Source organism: Bacillus sp. MT94 (assembly GCF_058792475.1).
The window spans coordinates 145,810-164,680 of the sequence record NZ_JBXAEZ010000001.1; the positions used below are offsets into that span (position 1 = coordinate 145,810).

Sequence of the window (18,871 nt, forward strand, 5' to 3'; positions counted from 1 at the left end):
ATTTTTAGATGAGTAAAAAAAGCATAGTAACATTTCAAGTTCTCTTCCTGATTAATTTAGAAACACATTACCTTCATTGATTTTTTTAATCACTCCTCCAAGTAAACATTTAAGATAAATGTCCTATCTCAAAGCTCCTTTCCTAATTTTAGGATTACGAATTAAGTATAATTCAAAAATAAAGTTATACAATTGAGAAAAATTAAAATGTTAAAAATTTACACTCTCGCAAAATTTTTAACATTTACTAAAAAATATTTGTTATAGAGAGGAGATTCACATACCCATCAAGCTAAACTTTTGAAATATCCCCAAAACTAAAATTCTATCTCTTCATAATTACTCATAAAAATCCGGTTCAGTTTTCTCGTTTTGTGGCAACAATTAAACTCTTAACTTGATGGGCATGTGGTGTTACCTCTAGGAGATATCTTCATCTAGATAGGATAATATAAACATGAAAAAAGATTGGTAAAGTGGAAACATGTTTGTTTATTGGAAAAATGAATAAAAAGATAGCCCTCTTGCAGATAAATGTAGGGGGTATTTTTGAGCAGTAATTTCGTATCCATGTGTGCGTAAAAATCTTTTCGTTATCGCTCCCTTTGATAGAATCCATGTTCATATAGTTTTTTTTACCCAATTTTTTAAAAATTAAATTTTACGACTTGATAATTCGTTTGAAATGATTTAATCTTATATCAAATGATATGTTTATCTATCAAAAATAACTTTATAAAGAGAAAGGAGTGATTGAGAATGTTAAACGCCACATTGATGGAAAGCCTTTAGGTGCAGCAACATTGAAAAGATTGGGAAGAAATGAGTGAGCTTTCACAATAAAGAACTCTATAATTTGTTGTAGTGTTTGATACCTTCGATTAGATTTTTTGAAAAAAAACCAATATTATTTGAATCAAAGTTTAGAAAGTAAATATATGAGTAGTAGAAAAAATCCATTAGTTGTTATCATGTCTTGATGAAAAATGTAAAAAATAGGAAAGAGAAATTCTGAGAAAACCTGTTCAGAAAGTATGGTATGAAAGCAGGTTAGTGAGGGGAATTCAAAACCAATTTGATAAAAGCGAGGTAAATAATATGACTTTTGAAGAAAAATTACAAGCATATGCAGAACTTACGGTGAAAATCGGTGTCAATATTCAACCAGGGCAATACTTATTAGTCAATACATCAGTAGATACATTGGATTTCGCCCGTATAGTTGTCAAAGAGGCTTATAAGGCTGGGGCAGGGCGTGTTCATGTTAATTTTTCGGATGAAGAAATGGAACGTGCTTACTTTGATTATGCCTCAGATGAAGAATTTAATCGCTTCCCAGAGTGGATAGTCAAAATGAATGATGAGCTGATCGAACGTAAAGGAGCACTATTAATGATAGATGCTACAGATCCTGATAAATTTACAGGTATTTCATCTGATTGTCTAGCTACCTATCAAAAGGTAGCAGGAGCTGCTCTGAGAAACAATCGCAACGCCGTAATGAAGGATTCAATAGCTTGGTCGATGGTAGCAGTTCCTTCACCAAAGTGGGCATCGAAGGTGTTCCCAGGTTTAGCAACTGAGGATCAAGTACCAGCATTATGGGAGGCTATTTTTAAAGCTGTTCGTATTGGTGACGGCAGTGCTATTGAAAAATGGCGTGAACATGTAACAAATTTAGAATCTCGTGCGGTCCTACTGAACGATAAAAAATATATGAAGCTTCACTATACAGCGCCAGGTACTGATTTAACAATTGCATTAGCACCACAGCATAAATGGGTTACTGGAGGTGGTAAAACTCCTGATGATACTATCTTTATGGCTAATATGCCGACAGAAGAGGTTTATACGTTACCGATGAAACAAGGTGTAAATGGCTATGTAAGCAATACAAAACCATTAGTTTATCAAGGAAATATTATTGACGGCTTTAAACTGACATTTGAAGAAGGAAAAATTGTTAAAGCTGAAGCACAGGTAGGACATGATTTATTACAAGAGCTTATTAATGTGAATGAAGGCTCTTGCTATTTAGGTGAAGTAGCACTTGTACCACATGAATCACCAATTTCAGCATCGGGAATTTTATATTTTAATACATTGTTTGATGAAAATGCATCGAACCATTTAGCGATTGGTAAAGCTTATCCAACTTGCTTAGAGGGTGGAAGAGATTTAGAAAACGATCAGCTTGAAACGTTAGGGGCAAATATTTCAGTAACACATGAGGACTTTATGATTGGCAGCAGTGAGATGGACATCGACGGTATTCTACCAGATGGAACTGTAGAACCAATTTTCCGTAAAGGTAGCTGGGCATTTTAAGTTTTTAATTTGAATAAAGGAGTAGAGTGGATGAAACGATTAGCATAATCGGTGCAACTATATAGGTGTTTCGTCTGCTTTTGCTCAAACTGAAAACTACCTCTTTAATTAGAAGTAAAATGCATGCAAAGGAGATATGCCAATGAATTTCTGGGAAGTTGTTTTGATAGTTGTGAATTTTAGTCTATTAAGTTGGATACTGTTAGTAGGAAGAGAAACGAAAAAGTGGTCTAAATTAGCTACTTTGGTTGCCGTTGTAATGGTTACAGTTCAGCTATTGGTAGAAGGTTTTAGATGGCAGATGATTCCGGCATATGTATCCCCAGTTATCTTAATTTTATGCTATTTATTAACTGTGCGGAAAAAGGGCTTTAGAAGTTGGGGTATATTCATAGTTAAGGCTTCGTTGCTATGTATCTATTTGTCTGTAGCAGTTGCGCTACCCTTACTTATGCCAGTATTTTCATTTGAAGAACCAACTGGTCCACATAGGGTGGGTACGAAGCTATATCATTGGGTTGATCATCAGAGAAATGAACCATATTCGAAAAATCCAAACGATCGGCGCGAACTGATGGTGCAAATTTGGTATCCTGCAGCTGAAAAAAGCAAGGGGGATCCAGAACCTTATATTCGTAACATAAATGAGCTCTCCAAGGGATTGGAAAAAACATTGTCCATTCCTGCATTTGCATTTAGCCACATGGAATTGGTAAAGGCTCATTCGTTTATGGATTTACAACTCTCAGACTCAGAGAATCACTATCCCATATTACTTTTCTCTCATGGTTTTAATGGTTTTCGTAATCAAAACACGTTTCAAGTTGAGGAGTTGGCTAGTCAAGGATATATTGTTCTAAGTATCGATCATACCTTTGATGCTGCAGCTACCGTCTTTCCAGGTGGTCGAACTGCTTACGTACAGCCCATCAATTTAACTGATGAAGGAGATAGCCACATAAAATTATGGGAGGAAGATGTCAGCTTTGTCCTTAATCAGATAGAGAAACTTAACGAAAACGATGAGACCGGTTTCTTTACAGGAAGACTGGATACCTCGCGAATTGGAATGTTTGGCCACTCTTACGGTGGAGCTACCGCAGCACAAATACTTGCAAAAGATTCTCGTGTCAAAGCAGCTATCAATATGGATGGTACATTGTATGGTGAAATCTTGCCTGAAAGTGGCATTGGAAAACCATTTCTGCTCATGAATGCAGAAGAGCCTGATGAAGCAGATCCCTTTGAAGTGAGGGAGCGATACGGACGCGGGTTAGCTGGCGGTGGTATGTCAATGGTCATTCCTCATACGGATCATACAAGCTTTACCGATTTACATTTGTTCTCACCTCTGTTGCAGAGCCCAGGTGAAAATCCAAAGGAAGTTCATCGTATTATTAACGAATTCAGCCTGGCATTTTTTGACCAGTATGTAAAACAGAAGGATGACGGCTCAACCCTTAAAAGGCTGATAACCCAATACCCGGAAGTGAATTTTAAAATAAACCGATAACTTTATGCAGAAAGTAACTCGTACCATTTCCTTTGGCTCCTGTATTTATTACATTAAAGAATTTAATTTCTTCATCGTTATCTAAATAATGAAATGCTAAAAATGAAACATTCAAAGTACTATCAGTTTCAGGAATATAATTCTTTTTGAAAAGCTACATTCAGCAGCTGGACACTTTATTTGAGATTGTTTATTATAATATCAAATGATATATTTATCTATCAAAAATGACGACATTATACAGAAAAAGGGAGAGATTGACGATGAAGAAAGACTTGTCAGCGTTGAAGGAAGCGAGATTTAATGCAATTCTTGATTCAGCTACTATATTGCTTGTTGAAAATCCTACTGCTTCGATGAATGAAATTGCGGAATATGCGGGAATTGGAATTGCTACACTCCATCGCTACGTCGAAAGCAGGGAGAAATTGATGCTGTTCTTGGGCCATCGGGCTATACAACTGGTAAGTGATACTGTAAACCAGATTCCACTGGATGAGGAAAGAAGCGAAAACTATATCCCGGAACTCATTGAAGCGTTAATCCCTTTAGGTGACAAAATCTATTTTCTAGGTCATGATGCATCTGTATTTAACAACAAAGAATTAGGTGAAGCAGAAGAGAAGCTGAGGGAACCCTTACGACGCGTTATTGAACTGTTACAACAAAGAGGTTACTTTCAGCAAACGGTTAGTAGCGAATGGATTTTAAATACGCTTTATGCTCTGCTTTTCCATACCTGGGAACAGGTACATGAAGGAAATGTGGCTAAAAAATCTGCCGCAGAGCTTGTTTTAAATACATTTTATTATGGTTTCAAAGCTAAGGATGAGTTGAGAGGAGAGTGAACTGATTTAAATCTATGATAATTAATATCAATAATATAGAAAGTGAAAAGGAGCAATAGAAAATGAATCAAATCTCTATTGTAAAGGCTGTTCATCAGTCCATGGTCGGCGCCCAGCTAAATGTAATGGCATTGGAATACATGGCGTTTCCGCTTGCAGGATCTGAGGAGAAGAACACAGTCGAAGGGATATTTTGTAGGCTATGGCGGCAGGGGAACAACCGTTTTAGTCATCAATACGCCTATGAAGCTCAAATGGACGGGAAAACTTTAGGGATGATTACTTGCTATCCCATACCCGTCTTAAATCGTCTTGCCTGGCCCACTTTTAAACAACTGCTTTCGTTCCGAAAGCTGGGGTTTGTTGTTTATAACATTCTGAATATCAAAATGCTTTATTCCATGTTTACCTTGAAGGAGGGAGAAGATGACGAGTTTCACATCGGAACAATTGCCTTACTGCCCGAAAGTCGAGGACTAGGGATAGGTACCAGACTACTTGAGTTTGCCGAGGAACAAGCTTCGCTGCAAGGCTTTTCCAAATGCTCTCTGACAGTAAAGAAAGAGAACCAACTTGCAATTAAATTGTATCAGAGGATAGGCTACCAGATTACAGGTGAAATCAATAAACCAAAGTTATCGTTGTACAGAATGGTCAAAAACGTAGAACCTTACAACCGTTTATAAAAAAGTTGTACAGTATTAGGGTAACGCCACATGCCCATAAACTTAAGGATTCAAAATTACCCCAAATCGAAAAAATGGACTTTTTGCACAAGTTAACACAAGATTTTTAGCTTGATAGTGATGGGGCCTCTATATAAAAAAACACAGTTTACACTCAAACTGTGTTTTTCGACGTACAATGATTTATCAACATCTCTTTATTCTTTAAAATCTGCAACAGAACCAGGATTCCCCCTCAAAGTATAAATTCGAAGGGGAACCGTTTTTTTATTTACTTATATACGTACAGCTGTACCACTGACAGCAACCATTAACATTCCATCACGAACAACTTCGTAATCTACGTCAATACCAACGATAGCGTTCGCACCTTTTTCTTTTGCAAGTTCTTTCATTTCGCCCATTGCAATATCACGAGCGTCTTTTAGCTTACTTTCATAAGCACCAACACGGCCACCGACAACATCACGAACGGAAGCGAATACATCGCGGACAATATTTGCACCCATAATAGCTTCACCATTTACAATATCAATATACTCAATAATCTCTTTACCTTGAATTCCAGAAGTTGTTGTTACAATCATGACTGACACTCTCCTAATATATTATAATTTTTGATTAGCTTTCTTATGCCATAGAAAAAGTATTTTTGGCACTAGAAACAAGTCTAGTTTCTTACAGAATGAAACCAAGGCAATTGTTTAACATGTGTATCGCTATAACATATGCAATGGATCTTTTAGAAATAAGATAAGCCGCAGTAAGTATCAACGACCCAGGTAAATAAATAGCAATATCCGAAAGGTGGTTCGTATGAAGAAGTGTAAAAATCATAATCGAAATGATAGATGCAATAGCAGTACCAATATGGTAAGAAAAACGATTTATTAATATGTGGCGAAACACAATTTCTTCAAGTATTGGACCCAGAATACCAAATACAAGCAATGTAAATACAAGAGGTACCTCTGCACCAGTTTCAAGGAGCTGCTCTTGGTTCTCTGGTTGACCAGTTGCTAGAAAATACATAACACACTGTTCCACAATTAACGTAAATAAAACTACCATAGGAATACTTACTATTTTCAAAATTGTCTTCTCTTTAAAATAAGTAAAACTTTCAATAATTTCTTTCCTAAAGCAAATGATTCCTACAATAGCAGGTACAGTAAAACCGATGGCACTAAGAACAAATTCTGATTCAACTAAATTGACATTAGCTAAAAGTGATATGCCAAATAGTATGTACAAGCCAATTTGAAATGGTACAAACAGTGTAAAGATTATTAGCATAATGATTTCTTTTTTATTCATTTTTATAAAGTTCACTGTATTGCCCCCATAATTAAATTACCTATAATTTTTGATTTTTCTTTCTGCATAACGCTCTCCTTCTAAATATATTTATATAAGATTCTAAACCGGACGGTTCGGTCCGAATCGAAATCTAATGATACTACAAGTTTCTAGTTTTTTAAACCCTTTTTATAAAGTATTAACAAAATCAAAATGGAAAAAAGCAAATATATTTATATTTCAGTTGCTTTGTTACAATTTAATTCCAGTAATCATTAATGGTTAATCTTTTATAGAATGAAGTGAAAGTGGGGGTAGTTCAAACAATTTAGCTAAACATATTAATAAAAATTATATATAATAATCATATGTCTATACGTTAAAATTAACTATATATTTTTACAACTCTACGATTTTAGATAAAATTAGTTGTATAATATGACTGAATTAAACAATTGGTCATGTTATTTTGACAGAAAATTCACTCAAGTTATATAGGTAATACAATTTGATTAACTTCTTTTCAAACTGTATTGTTTGAGGTTTCCATAAGATAGGAATTGATAAGATATTTCTGTTCCAAACTTATTTATACTTACAAAAAAATTAAGAAAATAGAGGGTAAACATTACCTAGAATATTAGGATCGTTTTCATTAGGAGGATTACAAAGCATGACTAAAGTTGATAAGGTTAAAGAAAAAATTATTGAAACATCTTTATATTTATTTAATACTAATGGGATAACTCGCACATCCATCCAGGATATAATGACAGCTACTGAACTACCTAAAGGATCTATTTATCGTAGATTCAAAAGTAAAGAAGAAATTGTCCTTGCTGCCTACGACAAAAGTGGTGAGATTATGTGGAGTCATTTTCATAAAGCAATGGAAAATAAAAAGACAGCAATTGATAAAATCCTTGCAATTTTCCTTGTATATCAAGATGCAGCTAATAATCCTCCTATTGCTGGAGGCTGTCCATTACTTAATAGTGCCATTGAAAGTACTGGAGTATTTCCAGAATTACAAAAAGCAGCAGCAAAAGGTTATGATGATACAGTAATGTTAATGGCTTCTCTCATAAAAGAAGGAATAGAGAAACAAGAATTTAAAGAAGATGTAGACATTATATCACTCGCTTCCTTTCTTGCATCTTCAATGGAGGGGGCTATTATGGCAAGTCGAGTATCTAACGATAATATACACCATCATTATTTTATTGAACAAATAAAACATCATCTTTTCTCCTATTCTAAATAAGTGAGAACTTGCATTGCTTTCATTTAACTTTTATAGACTTAAATTGAATAAACACCCCTCATAAACAGTATCTTCTGTTTATGAGGGGTGTTTGAATAGTTTTTAGACGATGGTTTATGTTTCTTATTGAACGGTTTCATTGTATATAATAAGTGGAATAAAAGTTCAGTTAGATAAAATTCGGTAGTCGAATTTTTTTGCATAAAGCTGTATAATGCTTGTAACGAAAGGGAAATACAGGAAGGGATTTGTAATGAGTTACTATGGAAAAAGATAAACAACAATTAAGCGTTGAAGTTGCAAGATTATATTATCAATCAGATTATAGTCAGCAAGAAATTGCTAACAAATTAAATATTTCAAGACCGACGATTTCTAGATTGTTAAAGTACGCGAAAGAAAAAGGGTTTGTTCAAATTAGCATCGCCGATCCATTTGCGGATTTAGATAACGTTGGGAATTTACTGAAAGAAAAGTACAACTTGTTAGAGGCACATGTTGTGTTTTCTCCAGTACCGGAATATGCAACGATTACAGAGTATATAAGTAAATATGCTGCTGAGCATATGGAAAAGACGGTTAAAAACGGTGATATTGTTGGTGTAAGCTGGGGAATGACGATGTATGAAATTGCTAGAAAAATCGTACCGCAACATGTAAAAGGGGTAGAGGTTGTCCAGCTAAAAGGTGGCATTAGTCATTCGAGTGTAAATACATATGCGAATGAGACGATAGCTTTATTTGCAGATGCTTTTCAAACGACGCCAAGAAATCTACCTCTTCCAGTTATATTTGATAATGCAGTGACAAAAGAATTAGTAGAGCAGGATCGACATATTCATCACATTATCGAAATGGGGAAACAAGCGAATATTGCAGTTTTCACTGTAGGAACAGTGCGAGACGAAGCGCTGTTATTCCGATTAGGTTATTTCGATAAGGATGAAACAAGTTTACTCAAAAAACAATCAGTCGGTGACATTTGTTCACGTTTCTTTGATGGAGACGGAAATATTAGTAGCGAAGAGATTAATCAGCGTACAATTGGAATTGAGTTAGAGGAACTGAAATTAAAGAAACGCTCTATTTTAGTTGCAGGTGGTAATAGAAAAATAAAAGCAATTGATGGTGCGTTACGTGGCGGGTATGCAAATGTATTAATTATCGATCAGCATACAGCAAAAGAACTGTTACATTATCAAAAAGGTTAGAAATAAAAGGAGTTCTCAAAATGTTAATTTTGAGAACTCCTTTTATTTTGTTATGTATGAATGATAGGAGTCTTTTTTGAACACAAATTGCCTTTTTAAAAATAATTATGGATATGGAGATACATACTACCATTGTTAACATAGAAAATTTGATTATATATGAAGTGTTCTTTGTTAGAATGCGCTTTATTTACTACAAGAAAATGCCTTTTAAAAAAGAATGAACAAAATTTCAAAAGTGTATTTACATTTGTTCAACTAAGAGTTAGAATGAAGTTGTTAAAAGATATGAGGAGTGAAGATAATGAACATTGCAAAGTTAATTGACCATACAATTTTAAAAGCTAATACTACTAAAGAAGATGTTATGAAAGTAATCGAAGAAGCAAAGGAATATAAATTCGCTTCTGTTTGTATTAATCCTACATGGGTGAAGCTAGCTGCTGAAGAATTAGCTGGACATGATGTAGATGTTTGTACTGTAATCGGTTTCCCATTAGGAGCAAGCACGACTGAAACAAAAGCATTTGAAACAAAAGATGCTATCGCAAAAGGTGCAACTGAAGTTGATATGGTAATCAACGTAGGCGCTTTAAAAGATGGTGATAACGAATTTGTTGAAAAAGACATTTATGAAGTAGTACAAGCAGCAAAAGGAAAAGCTCTTGTAAAAGTAATCATTGAAACTTGCCTATTAACAGATGAAGAGAAAGTACGTGCTTGTGAATTATCAGTAAAAGCTGGTGCTGATTTCGTAAAAACTTCAACTGGATTCTCAACTGGCGGAGCAACTGCTGAAGATATCGCATTAATGCGTAAAACAGTAGGACCAAACGTTGGTGTAAAAGCATCTGGCGGTGTTCGTACACGTGAAGATGCAGACAAAATGGTAGCTGCTGGAGCTTCTCGCGTTGGAGCAAGTGCTAGTGTTGCAATCGTATTAAATGATGCAAAAGGTGCTACAGATAACTACTAATCGATAAAAGCTTAAAGCAATAGATATACGTTTAAAGTATATCTATTGCTTTAATAATTGAAAAAAATGTAAGCGGATACGAATGGGAGGAAACGGCTTATGAAATACTTAATCGGTGTTTTTGGCCTCGTATTGATTTTAGGTATCGCTTGGCTTGCTAGTAATGATAGAAAGAAAGTCAAATATCGTCCAATCATAACGATGGTTATATTACAATTCATTTTGGGGTTTCTATTATTAAATACAAGTGTAGGAAATATATTAATTAGCGGAATAGCAGATGGTTTTGGAGAGTTATTAAAATATGCTGCTGACGGTGTGAATTTTGTATTTGGTGGATTAGTAAATCAAAAAGAGTTTTCGTTCTTTTTAAGTGTATTAATGCCAATCGTATTTATCTCAGCACTAATAGGTATATTGCAACACATTAAAGTATTACCTATTATTGTGAAATCTATCGGTCTAGCATTAAGTAAAGTAAATGGAATGGGGAAACTAGAATCATATAATGCTGTTGCTTCTGCGATTTTAGGACAATCTGAAGTGTTTATTTCAGTTAAGAAACAACTAGGATTATTGCCAGAGAAACGAATGTATACATTATGTGCATCTGCAATGTCTACCGTTTCAATGTCTATCGTTGGATCATATATGGTGTTATTAAAACCGCAATATGTTGTAACCGCTTTAGTTCTTAACTTATTCGGTGGTTTTATTATCGCTTCTATCATTAACCCGTATGAAGTTACTGAAGAAGAAGATATGTTAGAAGTGCAAGAAGAAGAGAAAAAGACTTTCTTTGAAGTATTAGGTGAATACATTATAGACGGATTTAAAGTTGCGATCACAGTAGCAGCTATGTTAGTCGGTTTCGTTGCTCTTATCGCATTCATTAATGCAGTATTTAAAGGTGTAATTGGTATCTCATTCCAAGAAATACTTGGTTATGTATTTGCACCATTTGCATTTATTATGGGTGTACCTTGGCATGAAGCAGTTAATGCCGGAAATATTATGGCAACAAAATTAGTATCAAATGAATTTGTCGCTATGACAGATTTAGCACAAGGAAACTTTAATTTCTCAGATAGAACGACAGCGATTATATCTGTATTCTTAGTTTCATTTGCAAACTTCTCTTCAATTGGAATTATTGCAGGGGCAGTTAAGAGCTTAAATGAAAAGCAAGGGAATGTAGTCGCAAGATTTGGTTTGAAATTACTATTCGGTGCAACGTTAGTAAGTTTCTTATCAGCAACAATCGTTGGCTTATTATTTTAATAGATTCATATAATATAAAAAGGAATGGTGATTGTAATGAGAATGGTAGATATTATCGCAAAAAAACGTGACGGCAAAGAATTAACGACTGAAGAAATCAAATTCTTTATTAATGGATATACAGACGGAAGTATTCCTGATTATCAAGTGAGTGCACTTGCAATGGCAATCTTCTTTAAAGATATGACAGATCGCGAACGTGCAGATTTAACGATGGCGATGGTTGAGTCTGGAGAAACGATCGACTTATCGGCAATTGAAGGAATTAAAGTAGACAAACATTCAACTGGCGGTGTTGGTGATACAACAACTTTAGTATTAGGACCATTAGTTGCTGCTTTAGACGTACCAGTAGCAAAAATGTCTGGTCGTGGTTTAGGACATACTGGCGGAACAATTGATAAATTAGAGGCGGTAGAAGGATTCCACGTTGAAATTACGAAAGAGCAGTTCATCGATATTGTAAACCGTGACAAAGTAGCTGTTATTGGACAAACAGGAAACTTAACGCCTGCAGATAAAAAGATTTATGCATTACGTGACGTAACAGGAACTGTTAACTCAATTCCTTTAATCGCAAGTTCAATTATGAGTAAAAAAATTGCAGCTGGTGCTGACGCAATCGTACTTGATGTAAAAACAGGTGCTGGTGCATTTATGAAAACAGAAGAAGATGCAAAAGAATTAGCACATGCAATGGTACGTATCGGAAATAACGTAGGACGTCAAACAATGGCAGTTATTTCAGATATGTCACAACCTCTTGGATTTGCGATTGGTAATGCTCTAGAAGTGAAAGAAGCGATTGATACGTTAAAAGGTGAAGGTCCAGAAGATTTAACAGAATTAGTACTTGTATTAGGAAGTCAAATGGTCGTACTTGCGAAAAAAGCAAATACGTTAGAAGAAGCTCGTGAAATGCTAATTGAAGTGATGAAAAACGGAAAAGCAACTGCGAAATTTAAAGAGTTCTTAAGCAATCAAGGCGGAGATAGCTCAATTGTAGACAATCCAGAAAAAATGCCACAAGCGAAGTATGTAATTGATGTACCTGCAAAAACTTCAGGTGTTATTTCTAACATTGTTGCAGATGAGATTGGTATTGCAGCTATGTTACTTGGTGCAGGTCGTGCAACGAAGGAAGATGAAATCGATTTAGCAGTAGGATTAATGTTACGTAAAAAAGTTGGCGATGCAGTAAAAGAAGGCGAGCCGTTCGTAACAATCTACGCAAATCGTGAAAATGTAGAAGATGTAAAAGCAAAAATTTATGAGAACATCTCTATCGCTGAAACAGCAGTGGCTCCTAAATTAGTTCATACAGTTATTACTGACTAATGATCATTTCATTTACTTTGAGGGGGAAATAATATGGATAAGAAAAAATATATTGAAGAAGCAAACAAGATGTTATCGAAAGCGTATATTCCGTATTCTAAATTTCCTGTTGGCGCAGCGTTAGTTACGAAAGAAGGGAAAATCTATACTGGTTGTAATATAGAAAATGCTTCTTATGGTTTATGTAACTGTGCAGAAAGAACAGCAATATTTAAAGCGGTATCAGAAGGGGAGCGCGATTTTAGTTACTTAGTTATTACAGGAGAAACTGATGGACCGATTTCACCATGTGGTGCGTGTAGACAAGTAATTGCTGAATTCTGTGATCCGAAAATGCCTGTATTACTAACGAATGTAAAAGGTGATGAAAAAGAAGTGACTGTTGAGCAATTACTTCCAGGTGCTTTCACAATTGACGATTTAAAATAAGTTAAAAAGCCATTTTGCAATTATTAATTGCAGAATGGCTTTTTTGTTCATATTCCGTTCATAAACTTTGCGTAAAATGATTGCAGCGAATATGGAAAGTTTACAGCAGGAGGAATATAATGAAGAAATTCTATAATGCGGCATGTAGTTACTTATTGGTTTATGATTTTGCTAAAAAAGTCATTTAAATAGATAGGAGTGGAAAGTATGATAGCACTTTTATCAAGTGTCATAGCGGTTTGTATGGCTGTTGGGGTAATGTTTCTACGTTTTAAAGCAGCGAAAAAGCCGGTAACGAAAAAGAAAATTATATTACCACCAATTTTTATGAGTACAGGCGCGATGATGTACTTTTTACCAGGTTTTCGATTAACATCGTTAGAAATAGTCGAGGCAATTAGTATAGGGATTATTTTCTCTATTTTTCTTATTAAAACAACTAAGTTCGAAATAAAAGGCGAACATATATTTATGAAACCGTCAAAAGCATTCATATTCATTTTAGTAGGCTTATTAGCTGTACGCGTGGCATTAAAGTCATATTTAAGCCAATCAATTGATTTGGCAGAGTTAAGCGGCATGTTTTTCTTACTAGCATTTGCGATGATTGTGTCGTGGAGAATTGCGATGTATCGCTCGTTTACTAAATTAGAAAAGACAATAAACAGAGCTGGAATTTCTATATAGGAAATCCAGCTCTGTTTATGTTTTATTGAAATTCTTTAGCGCGGAACTCATTTGCTTAATTTTAAACGTATTTGAGCATCTTGTAATGCAACTGGTGTAACGTTAAGACCATGTTGATCAACAATTTTTGTGTTTAATAAAATGGAATCTAAGCTTCCACGAAATGTTTTTGTATAGTTTTGACGCAGCATTTGTTGTTCTTGTTTTTCATCAACTGTTAATCCAGATGCTTTTTCTTTTTTTGATAATTCGTTAATACGGAATAAAATGTTTTTCATTTGATTCACCTCTAGTTTTAATTAATTACATTAGTTACTTACTAATGTATAGTTATTTTAACCTATCTTTCATTAAGTGTCAACGTCTATAAAAATTTCTTTTTTGTAAGAGCATGGAGTGAAAAAGGATGTGAATAACTTAATGATACTTGAAATAGAAAAGATGTTAATATACAATACCGTAGTAGGGTATAAAATTAGTTGTTTTACATTATGAAAGAAATGAGCACAAAGGAGTATGTAATAATGAATGCAGTAATTTCAAAGAAAGAAACAATCATCTCATATACGATTGCTATTTTATTTATTTTAGCCATGGTAACAGCGGGTCTGTTATTAAATGATCCGGAAGTTATTCTGCCGGAAATAGCAGCGATGGCAATTGCTTTATGGGCGTATCGTGAGCCAGGATGGTTAAGGCAACCAGAAAAAATCTTCATTGCACCTTCAATAACAGCTGTGATTGGTTTTATGGTGAATCAAATGGATATTGCTTATTTAGGGAAAGTAAGTTTAACGCTTGTATTCATGATGCTTTTTTTACGTGTAATTCAATCCAATTTAGCACCATCTATTGCGACAGGTTTATTACCATTAGTAACAAATGCGACGGAATGGTCATTTGTTATCGCGGTATTCGCTTTAACATTTATTTTAATGGTTGGTGTTCTTATATTTAAATTGAATAACGGTATTAAGCGAAAAGTGCAAATACAGTATAAATATATGACTGTATTTCTCATACTAAATTTCGTATGGATTAGTTTATGTTGGATAACTGGTTATGAACAATTAGCAGTTATTCCACCAATATTAGTTGTTGTATATGAATCACTTCAAAAGCCGATGTACAATGAAAAAATGGCTTTTAAACAAATAGTAGTATTAACTACATCTGCAACTGTTGGAACAATATTGTACTTTGCGATTGATTCATGGATTGTAGTCACTTTATTAAATATGATATTAATGCTTATTTTATTAAAAATTGCTGGTGTACGTATTCCAGCAGTGTATGCATTTCCATTATTGCCGCTCGTATTTCCAGATGGAATGATAAAGATGTTACCAGTAGCTTCATTTGTTGCGGGAGTATTTTTATTTGGTGCAGTACTACTGTATAAAAAGTGGGAGATGAAGCAAAAGGGCATGGCAATGTAGATAGAGTAAAGATAGCTTTTAATTAGTAAAATAAATAGACACCTGTGAGTGTCTATTTATTTTATGAAAAATTTAGTTTAATTCATTTAAGTAATGAACAAGTTCCGATGCTTTAGAGAAAAATGGAGAATGATCAGCTTCTAAAGTAATAATTTTCTTGCAAGGTGTTTCTGTATTCATTCGGCGCTGAAAATCAATTGGAATCGCTCTATCTAGAGTCGTTTCAATATAAATGCGATCTATGGCTCCAAAGTTTTCTTCAGATATTTTCAGCTCTTGTTGGAAGGGTCCTAATGGTTGAGGACGCATTTGATTAAAAGATGCTTCTTTAATAGAACCGTCTTCTGTAGCATTTAAAAATGTTTGTTCAATTAGATTAGGTATAAGTTCAGCAGTCAAGTCATTTTCATTTATAGTGAATTGCGGGCCATCTTCTCCGTCTAATTTACTACCAAGACTTTCTCCATTTCGTGGTAAGAAAGCACAAAGATATACTAATTTATCGATTTTATTTGGTATAAGTTCAGCAGTTTGAGTAATAACGATTCCACCCATACTATGTCCAACAAGAATAACCTTTTCATTTTGTTGATTTATATTAGCTGTTACTGCATCAACATAGGAATCTAACGTTATATTTTGTGAAGGAGTTGTATCTTTCCCACTTCCAGGTAAGTCTAGTGTAATAACAGTGTGACCTAAAGCCTCTAGTTGAGGTTTTACTAATTCCCATGCCCATTCACCTTGCCATGCTCCATGTACTAAAATGTAAGTACTCATTTAATCAACACTCCTCTAGGGTATATAAGTTTCATCTATTTGTAATATTGATGATGTATACTCAGTGTAAATGAAGTGGTTTCATAAATATAATGAAGGTTATTTATAGATGATATAAATATATTTTATATAAGGAGAACAGAATGAATGTTTTTGATTTTAAAGTCTTTACATATGTGGCTCGTTTAAATAGTATTAGTCTGGCAGCAAAGGAATTACATATGACACAGCCAGCAATAACCCATATTATTAACAAATTAGAGAAACGATATGCTATAACGTTATTTGATCGCTCTAGACAAGGAACGATTCTAACTGAAAATGGCAAAGAATTTTTAGTTGGTGTGAATCGACTTCTAATGGAGTATGAAAAACTTGAGGAAACAGCTTTCCAGTTGAAGAATAAAAGCTTGTATAAAATTGTACTAGCTACGTATCCTTCCGTTACTGTATATTGTTTGGCGGAGTGTATTCAACTAGGGAATATTGATCATAGTCAATATGTACTTGCAGTTCGAGAAGGAAGCTATCAAGAAGTGTTAGATTGGCTATCATCAGGTAGTGCAGATTTTTCTATTTCTATAAAAGAAAATTTAATACAAGGATTTCATTATGATGTCATTGGTGAAGATCCGTATGTTATGGTTTCTTCAAAAAAAGTTCTGCCTAACCTTACTATTAATGATATAAAAAATTATCCTTTTATTATGCCACTTTCTGGTTGCAAAGAAGTGCTCGAACCGTATTTGATGAAAAATGAAATAACAGTTAATAAAGTGATGGAGTCAGAATCAATTAGTTCAGCATTAGCACTTACTATACAAGTTAATGGTATAACAATCGTTCCGTTATCAGGACTACATAAGCAAATTATTCATGACTTCATTGTACAGCCGATAGAAATTACAATTCCACGACAACTTATTATGCAATGGTCACCTAAAAAAGAGAATGACCCGCTGTTTCTCGCGTTTGTTAAGAATTTATTAGCTCAACTACAGCAAAAGAAAAAAATGAATATAATATTACAAAAGATAAGCTCATTTCACTAGAGCTTATCTTTTGTATGTATTACCAATAAAGAGCAGTATCATAAAATCCGATTAAAATAAGGAGAAAACCAGCTATACGCTGAATGCTATTTCCTATTTTCCTACTCTTCTTTAGTAATGCCCCGTTTAATCCCAGATAGGAGATGAAGGACATTAATACGACGATAGGAAGCGCAGTTCCTATCGAAAAGAACGTTGGAAACAAGTACCCGTAATTAAATGATAAAGATAAAGGGATTAACGTTCCAAAAAATAGAACGAACATAGTCGGACAAAAAGCTAAGGAAAAGAAGAATCCGAGTAAAAATGAACCAACTTCATTTTGATTTCGTATAAATTTAATCGAGAAGAAATATCTTCTTTTTATAATACCTGACAACAGTAGCCCCATTAAAATTAATAGGGGTCCCATCATTTTTCGTAACCATGGAAAATACAAAGTCAATATTTGCTGAATCTCTTTTCCTAAAAACCATACTAATAGTCCAAGCGTCGTAAAAGCCATTATTTTTCCTAAAATGAATAAAAGTATATGTTTCCATACATGTCCCTTTTGTAAAGATTGGTTGCTATAAAGTGTAATAGCACTAATGTTTCCTGTTAATTGGCAAGGAGCAAGGGTACCTACTATGCCTAATAAAAACGAAAATAAAAGAGGTACAGATTTCGTAGCATTCGCGGCATCCATTAAAGGAGACATGAGTTGATAGCTCCATTCACTTATTGTTGAAAACACGTTATATTCACCCTTCTACTTAAATTGGAATGTTCCTTCATTAGCAATCTGCTTCCACGTATTACCCTCATCTGTAGAGAGGAATACATTTGATTTCATTGTAGCAAATACGATTTCGGCTGAATTTTGAGGGTTTTGTGAAATATACATAATTGCATCTTTAGAATCTAAAGGTGGAATTTGTATGTTTGTTTCTTCATTTGTAGCAATTGATTTCTTCGTTACGATTTGCTTATTAATAGGGGCGTAAATAACATCTTCATTACTTAATGTAATTGCGGTCGATTCAAGTGATTTAGCGAATAGTTCAAATGTATTTCCGTAATCTGTAGATAAGTAAACACCGTCTTTAGCACTTACCGCGACTACACTAGATTGATTCGGATGTACTGAAAAGGAATGAATCGTACTTGAAAGACCTTTTAACTTACTATTTTTCCATTCTTGTCCGTTGTTCGTACTGAAATAAAAACCTTGTTGTAATTTAGAATTAGGGCGTTCGTTGTATAAATAAATTACTTCCGTATTATATCCGACAGCAAGGTTATGAAAATCGGATTCTCCATAAAACGCTAGCTTTTCAAGGGTATTACCGCCATCAGAACTTTTCAATAATCCTAAAGGATTTTTTAAATTTGCACCTGGTTCAGGGTGACCACTGGCAAAGAATCCGTTCTTCGTTGCCTGAAATCCCATATAATCATGTAGCTCAGTCTTAGTTTTAAACCATTTTCCATTTTGATAAACTTTTATCCCGCTATGAGTGGCGATAGAAATCCCAGACATATTTCCTGCATAACCAATTCCGTGAATGTGCTCGATTTTTCCAGATGTAATTTCTTTATAGAAGTCTTGCGGACTCGTATTTGCTGTTTCTGTATTTTTTGGTTGAGATTGCGCCGTTTCGTTCTTCACTGGTGCTGTTTCGAAGTTGCTAGAACATCCAGAAATTATTAATAAAGAAGTAATTGCTAAACCTGTTGCTACATAATGTTTCAAATTTG

Annotated in this window: 19 protein-coding genes; 13 read left to right on the forward strand and 6 right to left on the reverse strand. The window is 34.3% G+C overall.

What is annotated here, in order from left to right:
• The first annotated feature begins 1,098 nt into the window (after nucleotides 1–1,098).
• From AC1Q51_RS00670 to AC1Q51_RS00685, 4 genes are all read left to right on the forward strand, one after another.
• Nucleotides 1,099–2,328 (forward strand): aminopeptidase, encoded by a 1,230-nt coding sequence (locus AC1Q51_RS00670; RefSeq protein WP_492331310.1) that lies wholly within the window; start codon nucleotides 1,099–1,101, stop codon nucleotides 2,326–2,328.
• A gap of 142 nt (nucleotides 2,329–2,470) precedes the next feature.
• Complete coding sequence (locus AC1Q51_RS00675) at nucleotides 2,471–3,841, forward strand: alpha/beta hydrolase family protein (RefSeq protein WP_492331311.1); 1,371 nt, start codon at nucleotides 2,471–2,473, stop codon at nucleotides 3,839–3,841.
• Between the two features lie 263 nt (nucleotides 3,842–4,104).
• Nucleotides 4,105–4,689: a TetR/AcrR family transcriptional regulator gene (locus AC1Q51_RS00680; RefSeq protein WP_000710980.1), complete on the forward strand. Its 585-nt coding sequence runs from the start codon at nucleotides 4,105–4,107 to the stop codon at nucleotides 4,687–4,689.
• A gap of 62 nt (nucleotides 4,690–4,751) precedes the next feature.
• Complete coding sequence (locus AC1Q51_RS00685; RefSeq protein WP_001071936.1) at nucleotides 4,752–5,375, forward strand: GNAT family N-acetyltransferase; 624 nt, start codon at nucleotides 4,752–4,754, stop codon at nucleotides 5,373–5,375.
• A 275-nt stretch (nucleotides 5,376–5,650) separates the two neighbouring features.
• Here AC1Q51_RS00685 and AC1Q51_RS00690 read toward each other — a convergent pair whose 3' ends face one another.
• Nucleotides 5,651–5,962, reverse strand: coding sequence for a heavy metal-binding domain-containing protein (locus tag AC1Q51_RS00690; RefSeq protein WP_000637518.1), 312 nt, complete (start codon nucleotides 5,960–5,962; stop codon nucleotides 5,651–5,653).
• Nucleotides 5,963–6,053: 91 nt separating this feature from the next.
• Nucleotides 6,054–6,707, reverse strand: a complete 654-nt coding sequence (locus AC1Q51_RS00695; protein WP_492331312.1) for a CPBP family intramembrane glutamic endopeptidase — start codon at nucleotides 6,705–6,707, stop codon at nucleotides 6,054–6,056.
• A gap of 640 nt (nucleotides 6,708–7,347) precedes the next feature.
• On the opposite strand from AC1Q51_RS00695, the gene AC1Q51_RS00700 reads away from it, so the two are divergent.
• The 7 genes from AC1Q51_RS00700 to AC1Q51_RS00730 all read left to right on the forward strand — a co-directional run bounded on the left by AC1Q51_RS00700 (nucleotide 7,348) and on the right by AC1Q51_RS00730 (nucleotide 13,860).
• Nucleotides 7,348–7,938 (forward strand): TetR/AcrR family transcriptional regulator, encoded by a 591-nt coding sequence (locus tag AC1Q51_RS00700; protein WP_000169649.1) that lies wholly within the window; start codon nucleotides 7,348–7,350, stop codon nucleotides 7,936–7,938.
• Between the two features lie 263 nt (nucleotides 7,939–8,201).
• A complete protein-coding gene (gene deoR / locus AC1Q51_RS00705; RefSeq protein WP_000409777.1) occupies nucleotides 8,202–9,149 on the forward strand; it encodes a DNA-binding transcriptional repressor DeoR in 948 nt (315 codons plus the stop codon).
• A gap of 304 nt (nucleotides 9,150–9,453) precedes the next feature.
• Complete coding sequence (gene deoC / locus AC1Q51_RS00710) at nucleotides 9,454–10,125, forward strand: deoxyribose-phosphate aldolase (RefSeq protein WP_001017444.1); 672 nt, start codon at nucleotides 9,454–9,456, stop codon at nucleotides 10,123–10,125.
• A 99-nt stretch (nucleotides 10,126–10,224) separates the two neighbouring features.
• Nucleotides 10,225–11,406 carry a NupC/NupG family nucleoside CNT transporter gene (locus tag AC1Q51_RS00715; RefSeq protein WP_000876190.1) on the forward strand — a complete coding sequence of 394 codons (1,182 nt, stop codon included), beginning with the start codon at nucleotides 10,225–10,227 and terminating at the stop codon, nucleotides 11,404–11,406.
• 36 nt (nucleotides 11,407–11,442) lie between these two features.
• Nucleotides 11,443–12,744, forward strand: a complete 1,302-nt coding sequence (locus AC1Q51_RS00720; RefSeq protein WP_002093946.1) for a pyrimidine-nucleoside phosphorylase — start codon at nucleotides 11,443–11,445, stop codon at nucleotides 12,742–12,744.
• A 33-nt stretch (nucleotides 12,745–12,777) separates the two neighbouring features.
• Complete coding sequence (locus AC1Q51_RS00725; RefSeq protein WP_000358533.1) at nucleotides 12,778–13,173, forward strand: cytidine deaminase; 396 nt, start codon at nucleotides 12,778–12,780, stop codon at nucleotides 13,171–13,173.
• A 207-nt stretch (nucleotides 13,174–13,380) separates the two neighbouring features.
• The gene (locus AC1Q51_RS00730; RefSeq protein WP_492331313.1) at nucleotides 13,381–13,860 is read left to right on the forward strand and encodes a CcdC family protein; all 480 of its coding nucleotides are present in this window, start codon (nucleotides 13,381–13,383) and stop codon (nucleotides 13,858–13,860) included.
• Nucleotides 13,861–13,907: 47 nt separating this feature from the next.
• On the opposite strand, the gene AC1Q51_RS00735 is transcribed toward AC1Q51_RS00730, so the two are convergent.
• A complete protein-coding gene (locus tag AC1Q51_RS00735) occupies nucleotides 13,908–14,138 on the reverse strand; it encodes a DUF896 domain-containing protein (protein WP_492331314.1) in 231 nt (76 codons plus the stop codon).
• Nucleotides 14,139–14,384: 246 nt separating this feature from the next.
• Between AC1Q51_RS00735 and AC1Q51_RS00740 the strand changes: the two genes are divergently transcribed.
• Nucleotides 14,385–15,299: a hypothetical protein gene (locus tag AC1Q51_RS00740; protein ID WP_492331315.1), complete on the forward strand. Its 915-nt coding sequence runs from the start codon at nucleotides 14,385–14,387 to the stop codon at nucleotides 15,297–15,299.
• A 72-nt stretch (nucleotides 15,300–15,371) separates the two neighbouring features.
• Here the strand turns inward: AC1Q51_RS00740 and AC1Q51_RS00745 are convergent, their stop codons facing one another.
• A complete protein-coding gene (locus tag AC1Q51_RS00745; RefSeq protein WP_000109165.1) occupies nucleotides 15,372–16,079 on the reverse strand; it encodes an alpha/beta fold hydrolase in 708 nt (235 codons plus the stop codon).
• Between the two features lie 143 nt (nucleotides 16,080–16,222).
• Between AC1Q51_RS00745 and AC1Q51_RS00750 the strand changes: the two genes are divergently transcribed.
• The gene (locus tag AC1Q51_RS00750) at nucleotides 16,223–17,131 is read left to right on the forward strand and encodes a LysR family transcriptional regulator (protein WP_097821602.1); all 909 of its coding nucleotides are present in this window, start codon (nucleotides 16,223–16,225) and stop codon (nucleotides 17,129–17,131) included.
• Between the two features lie 19 nt (nucleotides 17,132–17,150).
• Here AC1Q51_RS00750 and AC1Q51_RS00755 read toward each other — a convergent pair whose 3' ends face one another.
• Both AC1Q51_RS00755 and AC1Q51_RS00760 read right to left on the reverse strand, forming a co-directional pair.
• Nucleotides 17,151–17,867 carry an urease accessory protein UreH domain-containing protein gene (locus AC1Q51_RS00755; protein WP_219993459.1) on the reverse strand — a complete coding sequence of 239 codons (717 nt, stop codon included), beginning with the start codon at nucleotides 17,865–17,867 and terminating at the stop codon, nucleotides 17,151–17,153.
• 15 nt (nucleotides 17,868–17,882) lie between these two features.
• Nucleotides 17,883–18,866, reverse strand: a complete 984-nt coding sequence (locus AC1Q51_RS00760) for a F510_1955 family glycosylhydrolase (protein WP_097821603.1) — start codon at nucleotides 18,864–18,866, stop codon at nucleotides 17,883–17,885.
• Nucleotides 18,867–18,871 lie beyond the last annotated feature (5 nt).